At 69.8% G+C, this 19,530-nt stretch carries 20 protein-coding genes; 2 read left to right on the plus strand and 18 right to left on the minus strand.

The annotated features are described in order from the left end of the window. Positions 1-88: 88 nt before the first annotated feature. From CPH93_RS14795 to CPH93_RS14820, 6 genes are all read right to left on the minus strand, one after another. Complete coding sequence (locus tag CPH93_RS14795; RefSeq protein WP_006604035.1) at positions 89-580, minus strand: DUF3180 domain-containing protein; 492 nt, start codon at positions 578-580, stop codon at positions 89-91. A gap of 121 nt (positions 581-701) precedes the next feature. After that, positions 702-1,349 carry a 2-amino-4-hydroxy-6-hydroxymethyldihydropteridine diphosphokinase gene (gene folK / locus CPH93_RS14800; RefSeq protein WP_231977338.1) on the minus strand — a complete coding sequence of 216 codons (648 nt, stop codon included), beginning with the start codon at positions 1,347-1,349 and terminating at the stop codon, positions 702-704. Next, positions 1,346-1,705 (minus strand): dihydroneopterin aldolase, encoded by a 360-nt coding sequence (folB, locus tag CPH93_RS14805; protein ID WP_006604037.1) that lies wholly within the window; start codon positions 1,703-1,705, stop codon positions 1,346-1,348. Before folB ends, folK begins: the two co-directional genes overlap by 4 nt. A 416-nt stretch (positions 1,706-2,121) precedes the next feature. After that, positions 2,122-2,610 carry a nuclear transport factor 2 family protein gene (locus CPH93_RS14810; RefSeq protein ID WP_093488974.1) on the minus strand — a complete coding sequence of 163 codons (489 nt, stop codon included), beginning with the start codon at positions 2,608-2,610 and terminating at the stop codon, positions 2,122-2,124. A gap of 5 nt (positions 2,611-2,615) precedes the next feature. Further along, positions 2,616-3,521, minus strand: a complete 906-nt coding sequence (folP, locus tag CPH93_RS14815) for a dihydropteroate synthase (RefSeq protein WP_231977339.1) — start codon at positions 3,519-3,521, stop codon at positions 2,616-2,618. 120 nt (positions 3,522-3,641) lie between these two features. After that, positions 3,642-5,483: a phosphatidylglycerol lysyltransferase domain-containing protein gene (locus CPH93_RS14820; RefSeq protein WP_173909815.1), complete on the minus strand. Its 1,842-nt coding sequence runs from the start codon at positions 5,481-5,483 to the stop codon at positions 3,642-3,644. 141 nt (positions 5,484-5,624) lie between these two features. Here CPH93_RS14820 and CPH93_RS14825 point away from each other — a divergent pair, with 141 nt between their 5' ends. Beyond that, positions 5,625-6,740 carry an alpha/beta hydrolase gene (locus CPH93_RS14825; protein WP_096213121.1) on the plus strand — a complete coding sequence of 372 codons (1,116 nt, stop codon included), beginning with the start codon at positions 5,625-5,627 and terminating at the stop codon, positions 6,738-6,740. 125 nt (positions 6,741-6,865) lie between these two features. On the opposite strand, the gene folE is transcribed toward CPH93_RS14825, so the two are convergent. The 6 genes from folE to dacB form a co-directional block, all read right to left on the minus strand. Then, entirely contained in the window at positions 6,866-7,471 is a 606-nt protein-coding gene (folE, locus tag CPH93_RS14830; protein ID WP_006604042.1) for a GTP cyclohydrolase I FolE, read from the minus strand. Between the two features lie 107 nt (positions 7,472-7,578). Continuing rightward, entirely contained in the window at positions 7,579-9,591 is a 2,013-nt protein-coding gene (gene ftsH / locus CPH93_RS14835; protein ID WP_006604043.1) for an ATP-dependent zinc metalloprotease FtsH, read from the minus strand. Positions 9,592-9,825: 234 nt separating this feature from the next. Further along, a complete protein-coding gene (gene hpt, locus CPH93_RS14840; protein WP_006604044.1) occupies positions 9,826-10,365 on the minus strand; it encodes a hypoxanthine phosphoribosyltransferase in 540 nt (179 codons plus the stop codon). Positions 10,366-10,451: 86 nt separating this feature from the next. Beyond that, positions 10,452-11,459 carry a tRNA lysidine(34) synthetase TilS gene (gene tilS / locus CPH93_RS14845; protein ID WP_093484464.1) on the minus strand — a complete coding sequence of 336 codons (1,008 nt, stop codon included), beginning with the start codon at positions 11,457-11,459 and terminating at the stop codon, positions 10,452-10,454. A gap of 192 nt (positions 11,460-11,651) precedes the next feature. Next, positions 11,652-12,794, minus strand: coding sequence for a zinc-dependent metalloprotease (locus CPH93_RS14850; RefSeq protein WP_006604046.1), 1,143 nt, complete (start codon positions 12,792-12,794; stop codon positions 11,652-11,654). Positions 12,795-13,377: 583 nt separating this feature from the next. Beyond that, complete coding sequence (gene dacB, locus CPH93_RS14855) at positions 13,378-14,985, minus strand: D-alanyl-D-alanine carboxypeptidase/D-alanyl-D-alanine endopeptidase (protein WP_096213122.1); 1,608 nt, start codon at positions 14,983-14,985, stop codon at positions 13,378-13,380. A gap of 86 nt (positions 14,986-15,071) precedes the next feature. Between dacB and CPH93_RS14860 the strand changes: the two genes are divergently transcribed. Next, on the plus strand, positions 15,072-15,566 hold the full coding sequence (locus tag CPH93_RS14860) for an inorganic diphosphatase (protein ID WP_005314187.1): 495 nt from the start codon (positions 15,072-15,074) through the stop codon (positions 15,564-15,566). Between the two features lie 181 nt (positions 15,567-15,747). Here CPH93_RS14860 and CPH93_RS14865 read toward each other — a convergent pair whose 3' ends face one another. From CPH93_RS14865 to CPH93_RS14890, 6 genes are all read right to left on the minus strand, one after another. Further along, positions 15,748-16,107, minus strand: a complete 360-nt coding sequence (locus tag CPH93_RS14865) for a hypothetical protein (RefSeq protein WP_096213123.1) — start codon at positions 16,105-16,107, stop codon at positions 15,748-15,750. Between the two features lie 63 nt (positions 16,108-16,170). After that, complete coding sequence (locus CPH93_RS14870) at positions 16,171-17,025, minus strand: hypothetical protein (protein ID WP_093484461.1); 855 nt, start codon at positions 17,023-17,025, stop codon at positions 16,171-16,173. Between the two features lie 145 nt (positions 17,026-17,170). Beyond that, positions 17,171-17,353: a linaridin family RiPP gene (locus CPH93_RS14875; protein WP_100315524.1), complete on the minus strand. Its 183-nt coding sequence runs from the start codon at positions 17,351-17,353 to the stop codon at positions 17,171-17,173. Positions 17,354-17,480: 127 nt separating this feature from the next. After that, the gene (locus CPH93_RS14880) at positions 17,481-18,062 is read right to left on the minus strand and encodes a hypothetical protein (protein ID WP_231977433.1); all 582 of its coding nucleotides are present in this window, start codon (positions 18,060-18,062) and stop codon (positions 17,481-17,483) included. A 2-nt stretch (positions 18,063-18,064) separates the two neighbouring features. Further along, on the minus strand, positions 18,065-18,967 hold the full coding sequence (locus CPH93_RS14885) for an alpha/beta fold hydrolase (RefSeq protein WP_096213125.1): 903 nt from the start codon (positions 18,965-18,967) through the stop codon (positions 18,065-18,067). 189 nt (positions 18,968-19,156) lie between these two features. Further along, entirely contained in the window at positions 19,157-19,504 is a 348-nt protein-coding gene (locus CPH93_RS14890) for a helix-turn-helix domain-containing protein (RefSeq protein WP_093484459.1), read from the minus strand. Between the last annotated feature and the right edge of the window lie 26 nt (positions 19,505-19,530).

Here is a 19,530-nt window from a genome sequence, read left to right on the forward strand (position 1 = left end):
CACACGAGGGGCCGGGAGCGGAACCCGGGCACGGTAAGCGGGAACATAAACGATCTTGGAAAAACGGATTGCGACGCACATCGGCGCGTCACACCACCGAGTTCACCCCGCCATTGCCCTTGCCGTCGTCCTCCGGCAGCTTGCACACCCGCTCCAGGAAGAGCGCCGCGACGACCACCGCCGCCCCGGCGAGCACCGACAGACCGGCGTAGATCGCCTGGTCCCGGCGGGGTCCGACATCGAGCCCCGAGGCCAGCAAGAAGACGCCGACACCGCCGTACAGCCCGGCCACCAGCGACGACACCAGCGCGCTCGCCTGCCCGAAGACCACCGCGCGGGCAGCCACCAGCGGATCGACGCCCTTCGCGCCCGGCCGGCGCTCGCGCTGCTCGCGCAGTCGCACCCGCAGCGAGAAGGCGGTCGCCGCGAGCACCGAGGCGAGCAGCGCCAGCACGATCGGCGCGGCCACCGGCACGCTGGGCAGGGTGCCGAACGAGTCCCACAGCCGGGCGCCTCCCCAGGCCAGCACCCCGGCCACCAGAAACAGCCCGACCAGCACCTTGATTCGCAGCTGTTTCACCGAGCGCTCGCCCTTCGCACCGTCATGACCATCCCTCGTCACGACCACCCCTGACGATATGGCCGCCTTGTCGGTTTCGTATGGATGCATCCCGCAGGGAACCGACCCGCCACCTTAACGACTACTCGGGCAGCCGCAGTTCCAGGTCCGCCCGCGGCGCGACCCCTTCGCGGCCGACCGCCGACAGCAGGGCGGCCACCGCGCCGTGCCCGGGGACCTCCGCCTCCGGGTCGATGTCGAGCCACGGCGCCAGCACGAAGGCGCGCTGATGGGCGCGCGGGTGCGGCAGTGTCAGGCCGGGGTCGTCGGAGACCACGCCCTGGTACGCCAGGATGTCGACGTCGATCGTGCGCGGGGCCCAGCGCTCGTCGCGGACCCGCTCGAAGGCCTCCTCGATCGCCTGCCCGCGCTCCAGGAGGGAGGCCGGCGGCAGCGTCGTCTTGATCAGCACCACGGCGTTGAAGTACGTCGGCTGGGAGCCGGGCGCCACGCCCCACGGCTCGGTCTCGTAGACCGGCGAGACCGCCTTGACCCGCAGGCCGGGGGTGTCCTCCAGCGCATCGACGGCGCCCTGGAGGATCTCCAGGCGGTTGCCGAGGTTGCTGCCCAGGGAGATCACGGCGTGTTTGGGGTTGGACAGCGTCATATCCGCGGCGTCCACCTGCTCCACCACCGAGGCGGGCACCGGCTGCACGGTCGGGTCACCGAAATCCGGGCGCGGCTGCGTGGTCCCGTCGGCGGTGATGGTCGGGTGGCGGGTGGGCTTCATACTCGGCTCCGAGTGATAGTGATGGTCACGTCGTCGAAGGGGACGGTGATCGGCGCGTCCGGCTTGTGCACCACCACCTCCACCTGCTGCACACCCCCGTGCTTGAGGCACTGGTCGGCGATGCGCTCGGCCAGGGTCTCGATGAGGTCGACCGGCTCGCCTTCCACGACAGCCACCACCTCCTCGGCCACAACGCCGTAGTGCACGGTCTTCGCGAGATCGTCGCTGGCCGCCGCCTCGCGGGTGTCCAGGCCGATGACCAGGTCGACGATGAAGGTCTGGCCTTCCTCGCGCTCACGGGGAAACACCCCGTGGTGGCCTCGGGCCCTCAGCCCACGCAGCGCGACACGATCCACGCGAATCACTCCCACTGGTCCACGGCACCTGAGGCGCCACTGTTCGTCGGATTCCGGGCAGCCACCGGAGCGATCCGGCAACACTGCCCCGCCGTCGAATCTACCTTCGAGCACCGACAGTCCTCGCCCACGGGGGCTATGGACAAGACCCCGTCCTCCTGCTAGGCGCCGCCCTGTGGGGCAGCGACCGACAGGCCGGGAGATCGTCCGCGCGGCCCTCTTACCCCCCTGCCCACGCCCCACCCCTACCCGTGCCGCACTTGGCTCGAACGGGTGCGCCCTCGCCCGGATGGCTGACGCCCGACGGTGGCGGCGGAGCGAGCCGCAGCGCCCCCGCAAGGGCGCACGGCATGGCAAGGCTCACACCGCGTCGCCCGCACCGGCTCGCGCGCCCGGCGCCCGCTCCCTGAGCGCCCTCAGAGGGCGCCCTCGGTGCCCTCGCCCTCGTCCGGCCCCCCGGGCCCCTCTTCGTCCTCGTCCTCCTCGTCACGGTCCGCCAGCACCGGCGACCCGTGGTGAGACCACACCCGCCAGCCGTCCTCGGTCCGCCGGAAGACATTGGTCGCCACGACCAGCTGGCCGATCAGCGGGCCCACCGAGCCGTCGTCCTCGGCGGGGCCGCCGCTGAGGATGTTCTCGGTGCAGGTCACCAGCGCGGTGTCACCGATGACATCGATCTCCACGTCCGTGAGGAAGAACTGGATGTACTCGGTGTTCGCCATGATCAGGGCGTACGAGCGGAGCACCTCGCCGCGCCCGCGCAGCACCGGCCACCCGGGGTGGACCACGCTCACCTGGCCGTCCAGCCACAACTCGGACAACGCTTCATGATCTCCGCGCTCGATGGTCTCGTACAGGGTCGTGTTCGCCTGCTCGACCAGCTCGATGTCCGTCTGTGGGCCCAAGCCGCTCACACCGTTCCCGTCGTGTTCACCGTCATGCCGCCGGCGTCCGCCGCTGCCGCCGCGCCCTCCACGGCACGGGCCACCCGTACCGCATCCGCGCTCGCCCTGACCTCGTGCACCCGCACCGCCCAGGCCCCCTCTCGCGCCACGATCGCCGACACCGCCGCCGTCGCGGCATCCCGCTCCCGGGCCGGCGGTGGAGCGGCTCCCGCACCGCCTGCCAGCACCCTGCCCAGGAACCGTTTCCTCGATGCGGCCACCAGCAGCGGACGGCCCAGCGCGCGCAGCCGCGGCAGGTGGGCGACCAGCGCGAGATCGTGCCCGGCCTCCTTGGCGAAGCCCAGGCCGGGGTCGATGACTATCCGGTCCGGGTCGATCCCGCCGGCGACCGCGCGCTCCATGCTCCGCGCCAGCTCGTCGACGACCTCGGCGACCACGTCCCCGTAGACGGCACGGTTGTTCATGTCGATGGACTGGCCGCGCCAGTGCATCACCACGAACGGGACGTGGTGCGCCGCCACCACGGGCACCATCGCCGGATCGGCCGCGCCAGCGCTGACGTCGTTGACCAGGCGCGCGCCGGCCTCGACGGCCTGCTCGGCGACCGAGGCGCGCATGGTGTCGACGGAGACCACGACACCGGCCGCGGCCAGCTCCCGGACGACCGGAACCACCCGGCGCAGCTCCTCGTCCTCGTCCACCCGCGCCGCGCCCGGACGGGTCGACTCACCGCCCACATCCACCATGTCGGCACCCTGCGCCACCAGGTCGAGGCCGTGTTTGACCGCGAGTTCGGTGTCGAACCAGTCGCCGCCGTCGGAGAACGAATCGGGCGTCACATTGACGACGCCCAGCACCGCGCAGCGGTCCCAGTCCGGCAGTCCGGCCACCCGGCCACGCAAGGTACTCATGGCACCAGCCTAGGCCGTGTGCCGACTGGCCGGATTGCGGCCACCGCGTGCGGGGAACGGCCGGGCGTCGGACCACCGGGACGCCCGGCGCCCCTGACCGGATGGCCGTCCGGGTGTCCGTCAGGCCGCCCGCTCGACCACGTCCGCGGCCCGGACCGGCTCCACTGTATGCGCGCACGGCTGCGGCTCCGCGGCCTTCCTGCGGCGCAGTACGCGCGGCAGCTCCAGATACCCCTCGGCCTGCATGGTGGCCAGCCCGATGCGCGGGATGTCCCGGGTGGCGCGGAAGACCACGAAGCGCGGCTCCCAGCGCGGGCGGAACTTGTCGTTGAACTTGTAGAGCGACTCGATCTGGTACCAACGCGACAGGAAGAGCAGCGTCCCGCGCGTGATGCGCATCACCGGCCCCGCGCCCAGCTTCTCGCCGCGCTCCAGGTAGGAGCGGAAGACCGCGAAGTTCAGCGAGAGCTGCTTGATCTTCAGGTCCGGCGCGGTTTGCAGGGCGGCGACGATCAGCAGCTCGTTCATGCCGGGGTCGGCGCTGCGGTCGCGCCGCATCCGCTCCAGCGAGATGCCGTCCGGGCCCCAGGGCACGAAGTACTGCAACGCCTTCAGGTCGCCGAACAGGCCCGGCTCCTCGCCCTCCGCCGGGGCCAGATGCGCGGTCGCGATCACCGCGTCGCCGTCCTTGACCGCGTCGATGCGGCCCAGCGCCATGGAGAAGCCACGCTCGTCGTCGGTGTCACGCCAGGCGTCGGCGGCCTTCTGTACGTGCTCCAGCTCCTCCGGTTCCAGGTCGCGCACCCGGCGCACCTGGGTGGTGTATCCGTTGCGCTCGATGCGCTTGACCATCTGGCGCACGTTGCGCATCGCGCGGCCGGACAGCGTGAAGTCGGCGACGTCGACGATCGCCTCGTCGCCCAGCTCCAGAGCGTCCATGCCGGTCTCGCGGGTCCAGACCTGGCCGCCGGTCTCGCTGCAACCGTGCACCGCCGGGGTCCAGGAGTGCGCCCTGGCCTCCTCCATGAAGCGCTCGATGGCGCCCGGCCAGGCCTCGACGTCGCCTATCGGGTCGCCGCTGGCGAGCATCACCCCGGAGATCACCCGGTAGCAGACCGCGGCCTTGCCGGTCGGGGAGAAGACCGCGCCCTTGTCCCGGCGCAGCGCGAAGTAGCCCAGCGAGTCGCGGGCGCCGTGCTTGGCGAGCAGTTCGCGCAGCTGCCGCTCGTCGTCGTCGGTCAGCCGGGCTGCCGGGTGCTCGGGGCGGAAGGCGAGGAACGCGGTGGTGGCGACGGTCAGCAGGCCGAGCGCGCCCAGGGAGTAGCCGACGGTGTAGTCGACGTGGTGGGTGTAGCTGATCGGGCCCTCGAAGCCGAACAGGCCCCACAGGACGTGCTGGACGCGCTCCCACAAGGTGGGCGAGCCGACGGTCTTCGCGGGGTGCGAGCTGACGATGACCAGGCCGATGCCGACGCTCGCGCCGCCGAGGACGACGAAGTTGGCGAGGGCCTTCCAGCGGCTGCGCGGATCGGGCAGGGCCGCGAATTCCCGCCGGTGGCGTACCAGGAACACCAGGAGCGCCATCGAGAGCGCCGCTCCGCAGACGGAGTGGCGGTACACCAGCTGCGCCGCGATCCCCACCGGGAGCAGCGCCACGGCCGCCATCCAGGCCCGTCGCTTACGCCGCTTGAGTCCATGGGCCAAAAGGAGCAGCAGGATGCCGACGACGATCGAGGCGGCAGCCGCCAGCGGGCTCACCGCACCCGGCAGCACCTCGGCCAGGGCGTGCATCCGGCTGTGCCGGAAGCGCGCGAACACCCCGGACGCGAGGTTCAACAGACCGACGATCACGCCGGCGGTACCGACGACACCCGGCACCGCCTCGGGTCGCGGGCCGCGGAGCCAGCGTGGCGTTCGCCACGCAACCGTCTCCGACTTTTCGCCATCTAGCCTGTCAGACATCACTTTCCCGTCGCCCCGGTCGAGAGAACGTGCGAGCCTTGTCGCAGCATCTGGACTTTTTGCGCCCTGTATGACGGCGTTTCAGGGCTAGGGGTTCCACTAGCGGTACGGATGGCCCGGCCGCCCGGAAGAAAGCACCACATGGGTCTCACCAGCAAGAAAGTGCTGCTTCTTGCCGTCCTCGTCGCGGTGGCACTGTTCGTCCTCACGATTTGGCTCTGGCCCCGGCTGTCCAAGGGGAACTGGCGGGCCGTCCTCGGTCGCGTCGGGCTCCTGCTGGCGACCCAGCTCGCCGTATTCGCCTCGATCGGCCTGTACGCCAACAATTCCTTCGGTTTCTACGCGTCCTGGGCCGATCTGTTCGGCCAGGAGCAGGAGCCGGGCGTGGTCACCAATTACCAGACCGGCCCGAACGGCACAAAGCTCCAGATGCTGGGCACGGAACGGATCAGCGTCAAGAACGGGGGCCGGCCGGCGTCCGCCGGCCGCATCGACAAGGTGCTGGTCAACGGCGAACATTCCGGCATCGCCAGCCCCGCGTTCGTCTATCTGCCGCCGCAGTACTTCCAGAAGAAGTACGCCCACAAGACATTCCCGGCGGCCGTGGTGCTCACCGGCTACCCCGGCACCGCCGAGGCGCTCTACAAGAAGCTGCATTTCCCGCAGACCCAGCACAGCCTCCTCAAGCAGAACCGGATGCGGCCCACGGTCCTGGTCATGATGCGCCCGACGGTGCACCCGCCGCGCGACACCGAGTGCATGGACATACCGAACGGCCCGCAGACCGAGACGTTCTTCACCAAGGACCTGCGCACGGACCTCACGGCGCACTACCGAATTGGGCGCGAGGCCAAGAGCTGGGGCGTCATCGGCGACTCCACCGGCGGCTACTGCGCGCTGAAGATGACGATGCGCCACCCCGACGCGTACTCCACCGCCGTCGCCCTCTCCGGCGCCTACAAGGCCCCCCGGGACGCCACCACCGGTGACCTCTTCGGCGGCAACCCGCAGCTGGAGCGGGAGAACAATCTGCTGTGGCGGCAGCGGCACCTGCCCGCTCCCCCGGTGAACCTGCTGGTCACCAGCAGCAAGCAGGGCGAGGGGAACTACCACCAGACGCTGCGGTTCATCCAGCAGACGAAGTCACCCAGCCGGGTCTCGTCGATCATCCTCGACAGCGGCGGCCACAACTTCAACACCTGGCGCCGCGAGATCCCCGCCGCCCTGGAGTGGCTGGGCAACCACCTCAAGGCCTGACGGGCCGCTGCCCGTCCCCGTGCCACCGACGACGGCCGGGCCCCTGCTCTGTGGCAGGGGCCCGGCCGTCGGAGTTTCCGGCGCCGCGGGCCTTCCCGCGGCTCAGGAGCCGGCGGGCGAGGGAGCTAGCGGGCGAGTATCAGGCTCATCGCCTCGGCACGCGTCGCGGCGTCGCGCAGCTGGCCGCGCACGGCCGAGGTGGTCGTCTTGGCCCCCGGCTTGCGCACCCCGCGCATTGTCATGCACATGTGCTCGCACTCGATGACGACGATCACGCCGCGCGGCTCCAGGATCTCCATCAGGGAGTCCGCGATCTGCGTGGTCAGCCGCTCCTGGACCTGCGGGCGCCGGGCGAACACATCGACCAGCCGCGCCAGCTTCGACAGACCGGTGATCTTCCCGTCCGCGGACGGGATGTAGCCGACGTGCGCCACCCCGACGAACGGCACCAGGTGATGTTCGCAGCTGGATACCAGTTCGATGTCCTTGACCAGCACCATCTCGTCGTGGCCCAGGTCGAACGTGGTCGTCAGCACGTCCTCCGGCTTCTGCCACAGCCCGGCGAAGATCTCCTTGTACGCCCGTGCCACCCGCGCCGGCGTCTCCAGCAGCCCCTCGCGGTCGGGGTCCTCACCCACCGCGATGAGCAGCTCGCGGACGGCGTTCTCGGCGCGCTTCTCGTCGAAAACGCCCAGCTTGCCGGCGATGTCCAGCGTCACAGGGTCGGTCATGTGGTGCCTCGTTCCTTCTGCGCCCGCTCGAAAATCGCGGAATGCCGCGCCCCCCAGGCTAAACCTGGAGGGCGCGGCATATATTCCGGGGCCGGGGCCCACGGGGATCAGCTCTCGGGACGCTGCTCCTCGGGAGCCTCCGCCTTCTCCGTGGAGACGGTGGCGGTCGTCGTCACCGAGCCGTTGGCCGGACCCAGCTCCTTCGGCGACAGCACCGGCGGGCGGCTGGAGGGCGTACGGCGCGAGGAGCCGGTCCACGCCGGGCGGGCCGGGCGCTTGACCACGTGCTTGAAGAGCTCGGCGATCTCGTCCTTGTTGAGCGTCTCCTTCTCCAGGAGCGTCAGCACGAGGTTGTCCAGCACGTCGCGGTTCTCGACCAGGATCTCCCACGCCTCGTTGTGCGCGGTCTCGATGAGCTTCTTGACTTCCTCATCGACCAGCGCGGCGATCTCTTCCGAGTAGTCGCGCTGGTGACCCATCTCACGGCCCAGGAAGGGCTCGGAGTTGTCGGTGCCGAACTTGATCGCGCCGAGCCGCTCGGTCATGCCGTACTGCGTGACCATCGCGCGGGCCGTGGCGGTGGCCTTCTCGATGTCGTTCGCGGCGCCCGTGGTCGGGTCGTGGAAGACCAGCTCCTCCGCCGCGCGGCCGCCCAGCATGTACGCCAGCTGGTCGAGCATCTCGTTGCGGGTGGTGGAGTACTTGTCCTCGTCGGGCAGGACCATGGTGTAGCCCAGGGCCCGCCCGCGGGACAGGATCGTGATCTTGTGGACCGGGTCGGAGTTGGGTGAGGCCGCCGCGACCAGGGCGTGTCCGCCCTCGTGGTACGCGGTGATCTTCTTCTCCTTGTCGGACATGATCCGGGTCCGCTTCTGCGGACCGGCCACGACGCGGTCGATCGCCTCGTCCAGGAAGTGGTTGTTGATCAGCTTCTCGTCGCTCCGGGCAGTCAGCAGCGCGGCCTCGTTGAGCACGTTCGACAGATCGGCACCGGTGAAGCCGGGGGTGCGCTTGGCGACGGCCGAGAGGTCGACGTCCGGGGCGACCGGCTTGCCCTTCTGGTGGACCTTGAGGATCTCCAGACGGCCCTGCAGGTCCGGACGGTCGACGGCGATCTGCCGGTCGAAACGGCCGGGGCGCAGCAGCGCCGGGTCGAGGATGTCCGGACGGTTCGTGGCGGCGATCAGGATCACGCCGCCCTTCACGTCGAAGCCGTCCATCTCGACCAGGAGCTGGTTGAGGGTCTGCTCGCGCTCGTCGTGGCCACCGCCCAGGCCCGCACCGCGGTGCCGGCCGACGGCGTCGATCTCGTCGACGAAGACGATCGCCGGGGCGTTCGCCTTGGCCTGCTCGAAGAGGTCACGGACACGGGAGGCACCGACACCGACGAACATCTCGACGAAGTCGGATCCGGAGATCGAGTAGAACGGGACGCCCGCCTCGCCGGCGACGGCGCGCGCGAGCAGGGTCTTGCCCGTTCCGGGCGGGCCGTACAGCAGCACGCCCTTGGGGATCTTGGCACCCACGGCCTGGAACTTCGCCGGCTCCTGGAGGAACTCCTTGATCTCGTGGAGCTCCTCGACGGCCTCGTCCGACCCTGCGACGTCCGAGAACGTCGTCTTCGGGGTGTCCTTCGTGATCAGCTTCGCCTTCGACTTCCCGAAGTTCATCACCCGGGAGCCACCGCCCTGCGCCTGGTTCATCAGGAACAGGAAGATGATGGGAAGGAGGATGAAGGGGAGCAGCGTGATCAGCACGCTGACGAACGGGTTCTGCTTGGACGGGGAGACCGTGTACCCGTCCTTGATCTCGCCGGTCTGGTACTTGGCCTGGAGGTTCTTCGCCACGTCGACGCCCTGGTCGCCGATGTAGCTCGCCTGGATCTTGTTGGAGCCCTCAATCTTGTTGGAGCCCGACAACTCGATCTTGATCTTGTTCTCGTCACCGGTCGTCAGCTCGGCGGATTTCACCTTGTTGTCAGCGATCGCCTTGACGACCTGACCGGTGTCCACCGTCTTGTAGCCGCCGGACGAGCCGACGACTTGCATCAACACGACCACGGCGAGGACGGCCAGCACGATCCACATGACCGGCCCACGGAAGTATCGCTTCACGTCCATCCATACGGAGCCGGAAAGGCCCCGTCCCTCCTGCCACAGTGAGGCACAACGCCCTTGGGAGGGCTGGTCGTGCGTACGGTGTATTACTGGCCCGAAAAAGAATTGCCTTCGGACGGTACCCCAGCATCGTCACCCGGCGCCTGCGCCGACAGTGAACATGCAGCCGAGGATTCTGCTCTCCCTGCTCCAACGGCGGGAAGCCCCGAAGGGTTCCCGCCGGACCGCGGGAGCCCCTCAGCCGCCGTAGACGTGCGGCGCGAGAGTACCGACGAACGGCAGATTCCGGTACTTCTCCGCGAAGTCCAAGCCATACCCGACGACGAATTCGTTCGGGATGTCGAAGCCGATCCACTTCACATCGATCGCGACCTTGGCCGCGTCCGGCTTACGCAGCAGGGTGCAGACCTCCAGCGAGGCCGGCTCCCGCGAGCCGAGGTTCGACAGCAGCCACGACAGCGTCAGGCCGGAGTCGATGATGTCCTCGACGATCAGGACGTGCTTGCCCTTGATGTCGGTGTCGAGGTCCTTGAGGATGCGGACCACACCGGAGGACTGGGTGCCCGCGCCGTAGGAGGACACGGCCATCCAGTCCATCGTGACGGGGGTGGACAGCGCGCGCGCCAGATCCGCCATCGCCATCACGGCCCCCTTGAGGACACCGACGATGAGCAGGTCCTTGCCCGCGTACTCCGCGTCGATCTTCGCCGCCAGCTCCGCCAGCTTCGCGTCGATCTCTTCCTTGCTGATGAGTACCGACTGAAGGTCGGAGCCCATGTCCTTGTCGTCCACCCGTGCCACTCTCGCTCGGTTCGGTGTTCACGTCAGTCGTGAGACTTCGGATGCGGGGCAGCGTCTGCGGCTCAGCCCTGCCGGATGACCAGTCTGCCACCCTGCCGTCGCACACCTACTCGCCCGGGGAGGTTGATGGCTCCCTGGCCCCTCCAGGCCGTGATGAGCCGGTCCACTTCCTCGATGTGGCGGGCGAAGAGCGAACCGGCCGGTGAGCCGGCGCCGATGACGGCCCGGCGCAGCACCCGGCGGCGTACCGCGGGGGGCAGGGCGAACAGCGCGGCGACATCGAGGGTGCCGGTCTCGTCGAGGACCGTGCCCTCGGCGTCGGCGGCCCAGGCGTCCAGGGCGTCGGCGTCGTCGCGGGAGAGCTGGGCGGTACGGGCCAGGGCCTCGACGACGCCCTTGCCGAGCGCCTTCTCCAGGGCGGGCAGGCCTTCGTGGCGCAGCCGGGAGCGGGTGTAGGCGGGGTCGGAGTTGTGCGGGTCGTCCCAGACGGGGAGCGCCTGGATCAGGCAGGCCTTACGGGCGGTCTGGCGGTCGACGTCCAGGAAGGGCCGGCGGTAGCGGCCGCCCCGTCCGCTGGTCGCGGCCATCCCGGAGAGCGAGCGGGTCCCGGAGCCGCGGGCGAGGCCGAGGAGCACCGTCTCGGCCTGGTCGTCGCGGGTGTGCCCGAGGAGGACGGCGCTGGCGCCGTAGCGCTCGGCCGTGGCGTCCAGAGCGGCGTAGCGGGCGTCCCGGGCGGCGGCCTCGGGGCCTCCTTCGCGGCCCACCGTGACGGGGACGACCTCTACCGGGTCGAGCCGCAGGGCCCGCAGCCGCAGGGCGACCTCGGCGGCACGGAGGTCCGAGCCCTCCTGCAGGCCGTGGTCGATGGTGACGCCCCCGGCGCGGACCCCGAGCTTGGGGGCCTCGAAGGCGAGAGCGGAGGCGAGCGCCATGGAATCGGCGCCGCCGGAGCAGGCGACGAGCACGAGCGGGGGCTGGTGCCGGTCCTGCGTGCAGTGGTGGGTGAGGACGTCGTGGAGTACGCGGCGAACCGCCAGGCGTATCGCGGCGACCGCTGGATGGGGACCCATGTCCGTTTCCAATCGTTCAGCTGGGGAGCCTCGGGCCGTGGACGGCAACTTCGTCACACAGAGTGCCTAGATGGTGACAGAGGCGAGCGGTTCCCCGAGCATTGCACGCCTATCCATCCGTAACGGTCCCTCAGACGGGTGATTGAAGGGGCGCGCTACTGCCGCCCGGCGTGCCCAGCTCACGCCGTTCGCTTACGGTGCCCCATCCGTCCGGCGGTGCACCCGCGCGATCCAGTCCGCCGGTTTGGCGATCTCTTGTTTGGTGGGGAGGGTGTTCGGCGACGTCCAGACGCGGTTGAAGCCGTCCATGCCGACCTCCTCGACGACCGCGCTGACGAACCGCTCGCCGTCGCGGTACTGCCGCAGCTTGGCGTCCAGGCCGAGCAGCTTGCGCAGCGCCTGGTCCAGCCGGCCGGCGCCGCTGGCCCGGCGCTTTTGGAACTTCTCCCGGATCTCGGCGACGGTGGGCACGACATCGGGCCCCACGCCGTCCATCACGAAGTCGGCATGCCCCTCCAGTAGGGACATCACGGCGGTCAGCCGGCCGAGGATCTCGCGCTGCGCGGGCGTCTGGACGAGATCGACGAGGGAGCGGTCGTCCTCGCCCTCCTCGCCCTCGGGCTTGGCGCCGGCCAGCGACTGGGCGGCCTCGCGCAGCCGCTCCAGGAGGGCGCCGGGATCGATGTCCGTCTCACTGAGGAAAGACTGGATCTCGCCCTCGATGTGGTCGCGCAGCCACGGGACGGCGGTGAACTGGGTGCGGTGGGTCTCCTCGTGGAGGCACACCCACAGCCGGAAGTCGTGCGGGGCCACCTCCAGCTCGCGCTCGACGTGCACGATGTTCGGCGCGACGAGCAGCAGCCGGCCGCCCTGCGCCGCGGCCGGCAGGTCCCGGGAGGCCGGGGCGAACGTCTCGTACTGGCCCAGGACCCGGGAGGCCAGGAACGACAGCAGCATGCCCAGCTCCACGCCCGTGACCTTGCCGCCGACCGCACCGAGCACCGCACCTCCGGGGACCGTCGAGCGGCGGTCCTCCATCTTGGCCAGCAGCGGCTTGAGCACGGCACGGAAACCGGCGACGTTCGCCCTGATCCAGCCGGGCCGGTCCACGACGAGGACCGGGGTGTCATGGGGCTCCTCGCCCGTCGCGTCGGGCTGTGCCAGCCGCGTGAAGGCACGGACATGCGCCTCGGAGGCCTTGGCGTGCTTGCGCAGCTCGGCGACGATCGCGCGCGCCTCGTCCCGGCTCACCTCAGGGCCCGGCCGCACGAACCGGGTCGCGGTCGCCACCGCGAGATTCCAGTCGACCATCTCGGTTCCACCGATGCTCGTCATGACATCACCGTACGGGGCCGCCGCGGCGGCTGGTAGCCGTTGCGCTTTGCGGGGCCCCCCGCACGTTGTCGGCTTTCCCGCCGCGGGGGCTTCTCGCCGTTGCGCTTTGCGGCGCCCCGCACGTTGTCGGCCGGCCCGCCGCGTGGCGTCTCACCGTTGCGCTTTGCGGCGCCCCCGCACGTTGTCGGCCGACCGGCCGCGGTGCTTCTCGCCGTTGCGCCTGCGGCGGGCTGGTTGCCGCTGCGCTGGCTGTTCGGCTGCGGGACCGGCCCTCCGGACTCCGTCCTGCGGTCCGGCCCCTCCCGTTGAGGGTGGAAGAAGACCGGTGGGGGCGGGCCTCATCCGTCGACCGCGCGCAGACGAGGGCCGGGGCCCGCCCCCACCGGCCTGTTCCCACCCACTCACGGGAGGGGCCGCGCCGCAGGACGAAGTCCGGAGGAGCGGCACCGCACCCAACCACCCACGCCCGCCGCCAGGCGCAACGGCGACAAACCACCACGGCGGGAAAGCCGACAACGTGCGGGGCGCCGCATAGCGCAACGGCGAGAAACACCCACGGCGGGACAGCCGACAACGTGGGAAGTCAGCGGCAGCCGCAATTCGCCACGGCGGAGGCCAGCTTGTCCAGGGCGTTCTGGGCGCCCTGGGGGTCGCTGGTGCCGGTGGTCATGAAGGAGAACACCAGGAGCCGGCCGTCGGCATCGACGACCGTGCCGGCCAGGGTGTTCACGCCGGTGAGGGTGCCGGTTTTGGCGCGTACGGCGCCGGCGCCGGCGCTCTGGCCCCGGTAGCGGTTGCTGAGGGTGCCGGTGAAGGCGGCCACCGGGAGGCCGGTCACGACGGGGCGCAGGGCGGGGTGGTCGGGCGCCGCGGCCTGCAGCAGGAGGTGGGAGAGCAGGGCGGCGGTGACCTTGTCGTCCCGGTTCAGACCGCTGCCGTCCGCGAAGACGGCGCCGGACAGGGGCAGGTGCTGCCGGGCCAGGGCGGTGCGGACGGCCGCTCCGGCGCCGGCGAAGCTGGCCGGCCGGCGGGAGCCGAGGGCGGTCTGCCGGGCGAGGGCCTCGGCGATGTCGTTGTCGCTGTAGGTGAGCATGCGCTCGACGAGCGCGGACAGCGGCAGGGAGTGGACGACGGCGATCCGGGCGGACTTGCTGGGCGCCTCGGCGCCGGCGGGGTCGCCGTCGACGGTGATGCCGCGCTGGTGGAGCAGGTCGGCGAAGGTGCGGGCCGCGGAGTGGGCCGGGTCCGTGTCGCGGGGGGCCGGGCCGTGCTCGCTGTCGTCGAGGCGGGCCTCGTCGGTCATCAGCGGGGTGACGGGGGCGAGGTTCTCGTTCGGGCCGATGCGGTGCTCGACGGGGCCCGAGTAGGCGCCGGTGTCGTAGCCGAGGGCGACCTTGGTGAGGTGGCGCTGCTTGAGGGCGCGGGCGGTGGCGTCGGCGAGGGTGCGCAGATTGGCGGGCTGCTCCTCGGCGCCGGGCCGCGGCGCCCGCGCGGTGAGGGTGGGGTCGCCGCCGCCGACCAGGACGAGGCGGTTCTGGCCGGACAGGACGACGCCGGTGTCGATGCGGTGGTCGGGGCCGAGCACGGAGAGCGCGGCGACGGCGGTGGCGAGCTTGACGGTGGAGGCGGGGGTGGCGGCCTTGTCCTGCCCGGCGCCGAAGACCTCCCGGCCGCCGGCGACGTCCACGACGGAGGCCGTACGCAGCGCGCCGAGCGCCGGATCCGCCAGCAGCGGGGAGAGCGCGTCGGCCAGCCCGGCGTCGGTGGGCAGCGGGGCCGCCCCGTGGCCCGCGGCACCGTGCGTGGGCCCGCCGAGTGCGGGCAGCACGGCCGGCGCGCTGGGCGCCGGCCCCGGCTCCTCGGCGTGATGCTCGCCACTGGCACCGTCCATCACGGCCGCCTCCGCACGCTCGGCCGTACGCTGACCCGAGTCCCACGGTCCCGCCGCCGCCACCGCGACGTACGCGACCGCCAGGCCGGTAACCGCGGAGACCGCCGTGAGCCGCCAGGTCTGCTGGGTGTGGCGCGGTGTGGCCTGCCAGGCCTGCCGTGCGGCAACGGCCGCTGCCCGGGTCGACCGGCCCGCGGTCTGCGCCGCCGTGCGCACGGCCCGCCCGGCCGCCTGCGCCGCCGCTCGCGCGGAACGCTGCGCCGACTGCCATCTGACCTGCCACTTTGTGGTCTCCGGCACCTCGGACCAGCCCCTTTCGCCACCACACACCTGCGTGGGGGACACTTAATCACCAGACGTATGTGTTGATCATGGAGGAGCCACCCGTGGAGTTCGACGTCACCATCGAGATCCCGAAGGGTTCGCGGAACAAGTACGAGGTGGACCACGAGACCGGTCGGATCCGCCTGGACCGTCGACTCTTCACCTCGACCAGCTACCCGGCCGACTACGGCTTTGTCGAGAACACCCTGGGCGAGGACGGCGACCCGCTGGACGCCCTGGTCATCCTGGACGAGCCGACCTTCCCCGGCTGTCTCATCAAGTGCCGCGCCATCGGCATGTTCCGGATGACCGACGAGGCCGGCGGCGACGACAAGCTGCTGTGCGTGCCGGCGTCCGACCCGCGCGTGGAGCACCTCCGGGACATCCACCACGTGTCGGAGTTCGACCGCCTGGAGATCCAGCACTTCTTCGAGGTCTACAAGGACCTGGAGCCCGGCAAGTCCGTCGAGGGTGCCGACTGGGTCGGCCGCGCCGAGGCCGAGGCCGAGATCGAGGCCTCCTTCAAGCGCCTCGAGGCGCAGGGCGGCGCGCACTGACGCAGGGTCAGCGTCCCGGCGTCCGGCCCGGTTCTTCCGGCCGTCGCACGCCGGGACAGGCACTCTGATTTTCGTACGCGAACGGGCGGCACCCAGTCGGGTGCCGCCCGTCGCTCGTGTCAACGCAGCAGCGCTCCAGGCGCGGAAGGCGCCTGGAGCGCGAGTGCCGAGGTGTCCCGGCTCACTTCTTGACGTACAGGTACTGGTAGAGCATCCACAGATCGGCGACCTTCACCATCTTCTCGTGGCAGACATACTGCCGCCACTGTCCGCCGGCCACTCCCCGGTCGCCCTCCTTGCGGCAGGCGGCATCGGTGCCCAGGAACGAGCGCGCGAGGACGTAGCCGGCCGGCGGGTGCCAGTCACCCTGGGGCGCGCGAGAGGTCACCGCGTCGCCCGCCAGGACCGGATTCCGGCCGGACTCCTCCACGGCCGGGCCCTGCGGGGCCGACGCGGCCTGTGCGCTGCCCTGAGCGGCGAGGGCGAACGTGACACCGGCCATGACGACACCCATGGCCGCGATGCTTTTCTTCAAGTTCATGACTTCCCCGTTGTCATCGAGTGACCTGATCGGCGTCCTGACCGGCAGTTACGGGAACAGCCCTCAGGAAGATGCGGGGGCGAGCGCCGCAGTGGACTTGCCGGCCGCAATCGAGCGCTGTTCTTGCTGGGCGAAGACGTAGAGAAGTGCCGGGTGAGTGGCGCCGAAGGCCAGCACGAAGCGGTTGAGGCCCATGAATTGACCGATTCCCAGGTGGAACAGCGTCATCGAGCCGAGATAGGCCTTGGCCGCGGGCTTCGGGAGCACGAACACCAGCGGGAAACCGACCTCTGCGGCGACCGTTCCCCAGGTGATGAGCTTCCCCAGCATCGGATACTTGTGCACGAGCTCGTAGACGCGCTTGTCCCCGTAGTTGTGCGTACGGATGACTCCGCTGAACGCCTCTCCGCTGAGCCACACCGGGGAGACCAGCTTGACCACACCGGACGCGACGTAGGAGATGGTCGTTTCCAGGGCCAGCGCGCGCATGGCCACGTCGCGGGCCTTCTCGTTGTCCTGGAAGGTGCCGGTCGAGGCGAGGACAATGTTGATCACCTGCTGGAGCTGGTCGGCGCCGTCCCCACCGAAGGGGGAACGCAGCCGGCCGGCCGCGCCGGTCACCGCCAGAACGGCGCTGCCCGCCGTGCGTACGCCGCGCTTGTGACCCCAGATCAGCGTGGCGGCAGAAGCACCCGCCTGTACCCCGTACAGGGCGACCGCTGCCTTCTTGGATTCGAGGGCGCGGGTCAGCCGGGGAAATCGCTTGGCGAACTTGGGGCGCATGTTCGCCAACTGGCCGCTCAGCATTTCGCCGTCTTCGAACTTACGCGTCTGGCTCAGCATTTCCAGTGCGGAGACCAGCGTACCCAGCGAAGCCACTCGGCGTGCCGTGACCTCGGGCGGAGCGCTGAGGAACATGGATGGGTGCTCCCGATGATGTGATGCGAGTACGGTTGGATATGGAAAACGGCGGCACGGTATGCGTATCGGGCGTACCGTGCCGCCGGGTCTTTTCTCAGACGGGGCTAACGATGCCGGTCAGCATCGCCTGCCGGCCGGCTGCTTAGCGCTGGATGTCCTTCGTGACCTCGTGCAGCGCGTACGCGGTGGCGGAGGTCACGGCGACACCCTCGGGGGTCGCGAGGGCGGCCAGCGGGGTGAGCATGGTCGGGGTCGCGTCGTTGCCGATGCGGCCCGGGTTCACGTCGGCCAGCTCGGTGTTGGCGAAGTTAGCCACAACAGACATGGTTTTCCTCTTTCTCTCAAGATTCATCAAGCGAGTTCTCCAGCCGTTCGGCGGGAGGGCGCGGACTCACGCGGCGCGGGACGCCGAGTGAGCTCGCAGCTTCCAGTCGAGAGGGTTGATCGGCTCGCTATGCGGCTAGCAGAGATGCAGCGTTGGCGGGGGTGACGTCTCCGTCCAGAGGGAATTCCATGGAGACGAAGACGGGATCGATGTGCCGGTCTTTCGGGCTGGTGGGGAACGAATGCAGCAGCATGAACTGGCTGTGCGAGGCGCCTTCGGCATGGGGCAGGTGGAGCTGGATGTAGCGGGCCAGCAGCCGGTACCCGGACGCCGTCGTCACGGGAAGCACTTCCGATCCGAACGCGACCGACTGGGCAAGGGTGTGCTGGGTCGCGTCGAACAGGGCCTTCGGGGGACGGTTCCGTGCGTTCCACGCCAGTGCGTACCACGGCCGGTCGTGGACGATCGGAACCTCCGTCCACTCACCGGGCTTGCCGTCCGTGATGTCCCGGTAGAGCAGATGGTTGTCCTTGGTTCCGGGGTTCGGCCCGAAGAAGCGCCAGTTCGGGGTCGGTATCCGCACCTTCCCGCGGCGCAGGAGGTTGTCGAAGCGCTGCTCGGGGATCTGTGCCACGGCCGTCGCGGCCAGCCAGGCGGCGAGGGACGCCGTCACGGCGACCGTCTTTACGCGTTCGGTGTTCACCTTCATGATCACGCCAGTTCCTCCGCCCGCTCCACGGCGCTCTCAGCGGTCCGGCGCCACGTGGTTGACGGCTGCCACGACGATCCGAGCCCCTCGGAAGGCGGTTCGCCGGCGATCAGCTCCGCCACCTCTTCGGCGTGCGGCTGCACGGCGAGAATGGACTCGTGATCGGCGCCGTCGACGAAGTGGTGCCGGGCCCGCTCCGAGATGACGGCCAGCCTGGCCTGGATCCCGGCGTGCAGGGTGTTGTCACCGATGTTGTTCTCCGCCGTGATGACGGTCAACGGGCAGTCCAGATGGGTCAGTTCCGGATAGGTCATCGCGTCCCGGTACTCCCGGTAGGCCTTGGCCCAGGTACGGGGGTTCGCCAGGAACGCCGTGTAGCTCCGGTTGATGTCCGGGCGGTACTGCTGATTCGTGTTCATGGCGGGGCGGAAGACCGAAAGACCCGTCGCCGCGAACACCTGCTCCATCAGCATCCGCTGATGGGACCACCGGTCGACCTCGGTACGGCGGGAGTGGCGCAGGCTGACCACTTCGGTGGCGTCGATCATGACCACCTGGGTCACGCCCTTCACCGCGTCCGGATGCTGCGCCGCATAGGCCGCGACGAAGTATCCGCCCAGGGAGTGGCCCGCCAGTACGACCGGAAGGTCGGCGATGTACGTGTCGCGCAGCTCCTGCAACAGCTCGAAGTGCGGCTCCAGGCCGTATTGGGTGTTCGGCGTACTGAGGCCGTAGCCGGGACGGTTGAACCGCACATACCCCATGTCTGCGGGAAGTGCGTTGCACACCCAGTCCCAGTATTCCTGGGGCGCACCCATACCGTTGTCGAACAGAACGGCGCGCTTCGCCTGCGGAGGAATATGAACGTCGACCTCGACGAGGCTGCCGTCCGGCCTCTCGTGCATCAGGTAGCGACGTGCACGTTCGCGCTTACCGGTGAATCGCGTGACTGCGCCGGTCAGAAGGCTTGCGCCGGCAAGTCCCGCAATGCCTACGGCAAAATGGCGCTCCAGAGACGCCACATTCCCTCCCCCGTGATTCGAAGTGGCTGTTATCCCGAAACCTAACACGCGGTGCCGGGATCAAATAATGAGTTAGTTGACTCGCCGGCCGGGGTGCATATTCCCCCGGGGCGCCGGAACACGGCCGATCGGGCTCCGGCTGTACTTTCGGAGTTCTATGTACAGCTCGCCTATCGTGGCCTTCAGCGTGGCGTTTTCTTTGATCAGTTCGGCTATCCGGGATGCACTCTCGGAGTCCCTGCCGCCCTCACCGGCGAGGCCATTACGGCCCCCCTCAATGAACTGCCGACGCCAGTTGGATACGGACTGCTCGGAGACTGCGGCTTCCCGCGCGGCTTCCGCTGCGGTCAGTTCACCGGACACCACTCTGAGTACGAGGTCGAATTTCTTGTCTGTCGGCAAAATCGGAGGACGTCCCACGGCAACCCTCTTCTGTCATCTGCGTT

The sequence above is a fragment of the Streptomyces sp. 2323.1 genome, from assembly GCF_900221035.1.
Lineage (GTDB): Bacteria > Actinomycetota > Actinomycetes > Streptomycetales > Streptomycetaceae > Streptomyces > Streptomyces sioyaensis.

Bases quoted from the DNA above. Each gene is read 5' to 3' on its own strand.
- folK (WP_231977338.1), bottom strand. From the start codon at position 1,349: ATGAAGCCCACCCGCCACCCGACCATCACCGCCGACGGGACCACGCAG.
- folP (WP_231977339.1), bottom strand. From the start codon at position 3,521: ATGAGTACCTTGCGTGGCCGGGTGGCCGGACTGCCGGACTGGGACCGC.
- CPH93_RS14820 (WP_173909815.1), bottom strand. From the start codon at position 5,483: ATGTCTGACAGGCTAGATGGCGAAAAGTCGGAGACGGTTGCGTGGCGA.
- CPH93_RS14825 (WP_096213121.1), top strand. From the start codon at position 5,625: ATGGGTCTCACCAGCAAGAAAGTGCTGCTTCTTGCCGTCCTCGTCGCG.
- folE (WP_006604042.1), bottom strand. From the start codon at position 7,471: ATGACCGACCCTGTGACGCTGGACATCGCCGGCAAGCTGGGCGTTTTC.
- ftsH (WP_006604043.1), bottom strand. From the start codon at position 9,591: ATGGACGTGAAGCGATACTTCCGTGGGCCGGTCATGTGGATCGTGCTG.
- hpt (WP_006604044.1), bottom strand. From the start codon at position 10,365: ATGGGCTCCGACCTTCAGTCGGTACTCATCAGCAAGGAAGAGATCGAC.
- tilS (WP_093484464.1), bottom strand. From the start codon at position 11,459: ATGGGTCCCCATCCAGCGGTCGCCGCGATACGCCTGGCGGTTCGCCGC.
- CPH93_RS14850 (WP_006604046.1), bottom strand. From the start codon at position 12,794: ATGACGAGCATCGGTGGAACCGAGATGGTCGACTGGAATCTCGCGGTG.
- CPH93_RS14865 (WP_096213123.1), bottom strand. From the start codon at position 16,107: ATGAACTTGAAGAAAAGCATCGCGGCCATGGGTGTCGTCATGGCCGGT.
- CPH93_RS14870 (WP_093484461.1), bottom strand. From the start codon at position 17,025: ATGTTCCTCAGCGCTCCGCCCGAGGTCACGGCACGCCGAGTGGCTTCG.
- CPH93_RS14875 (WP_100315524.1), bottom strand. From the start codon at position 17,353: ATGTCTGTTGTGGCTAACTTCGCCAACACCGAGCTGGCCGACGTGAAC.
- CPH93_RS14880 (WP_231977433.1), bottom strand. From the start codon at position 18,062: ATGAAGGTGAACACCGAACGCGTAAAGACGGTCGCCGTGACGGCGTCC.
- CPH93_RS14885 (WP_096213125.1), bottom strand. From the start codon at position 18,967: ATGCACGAGAGGCCGGACGGCAGCCTCGTCGAGGTCGACGTTCATATT.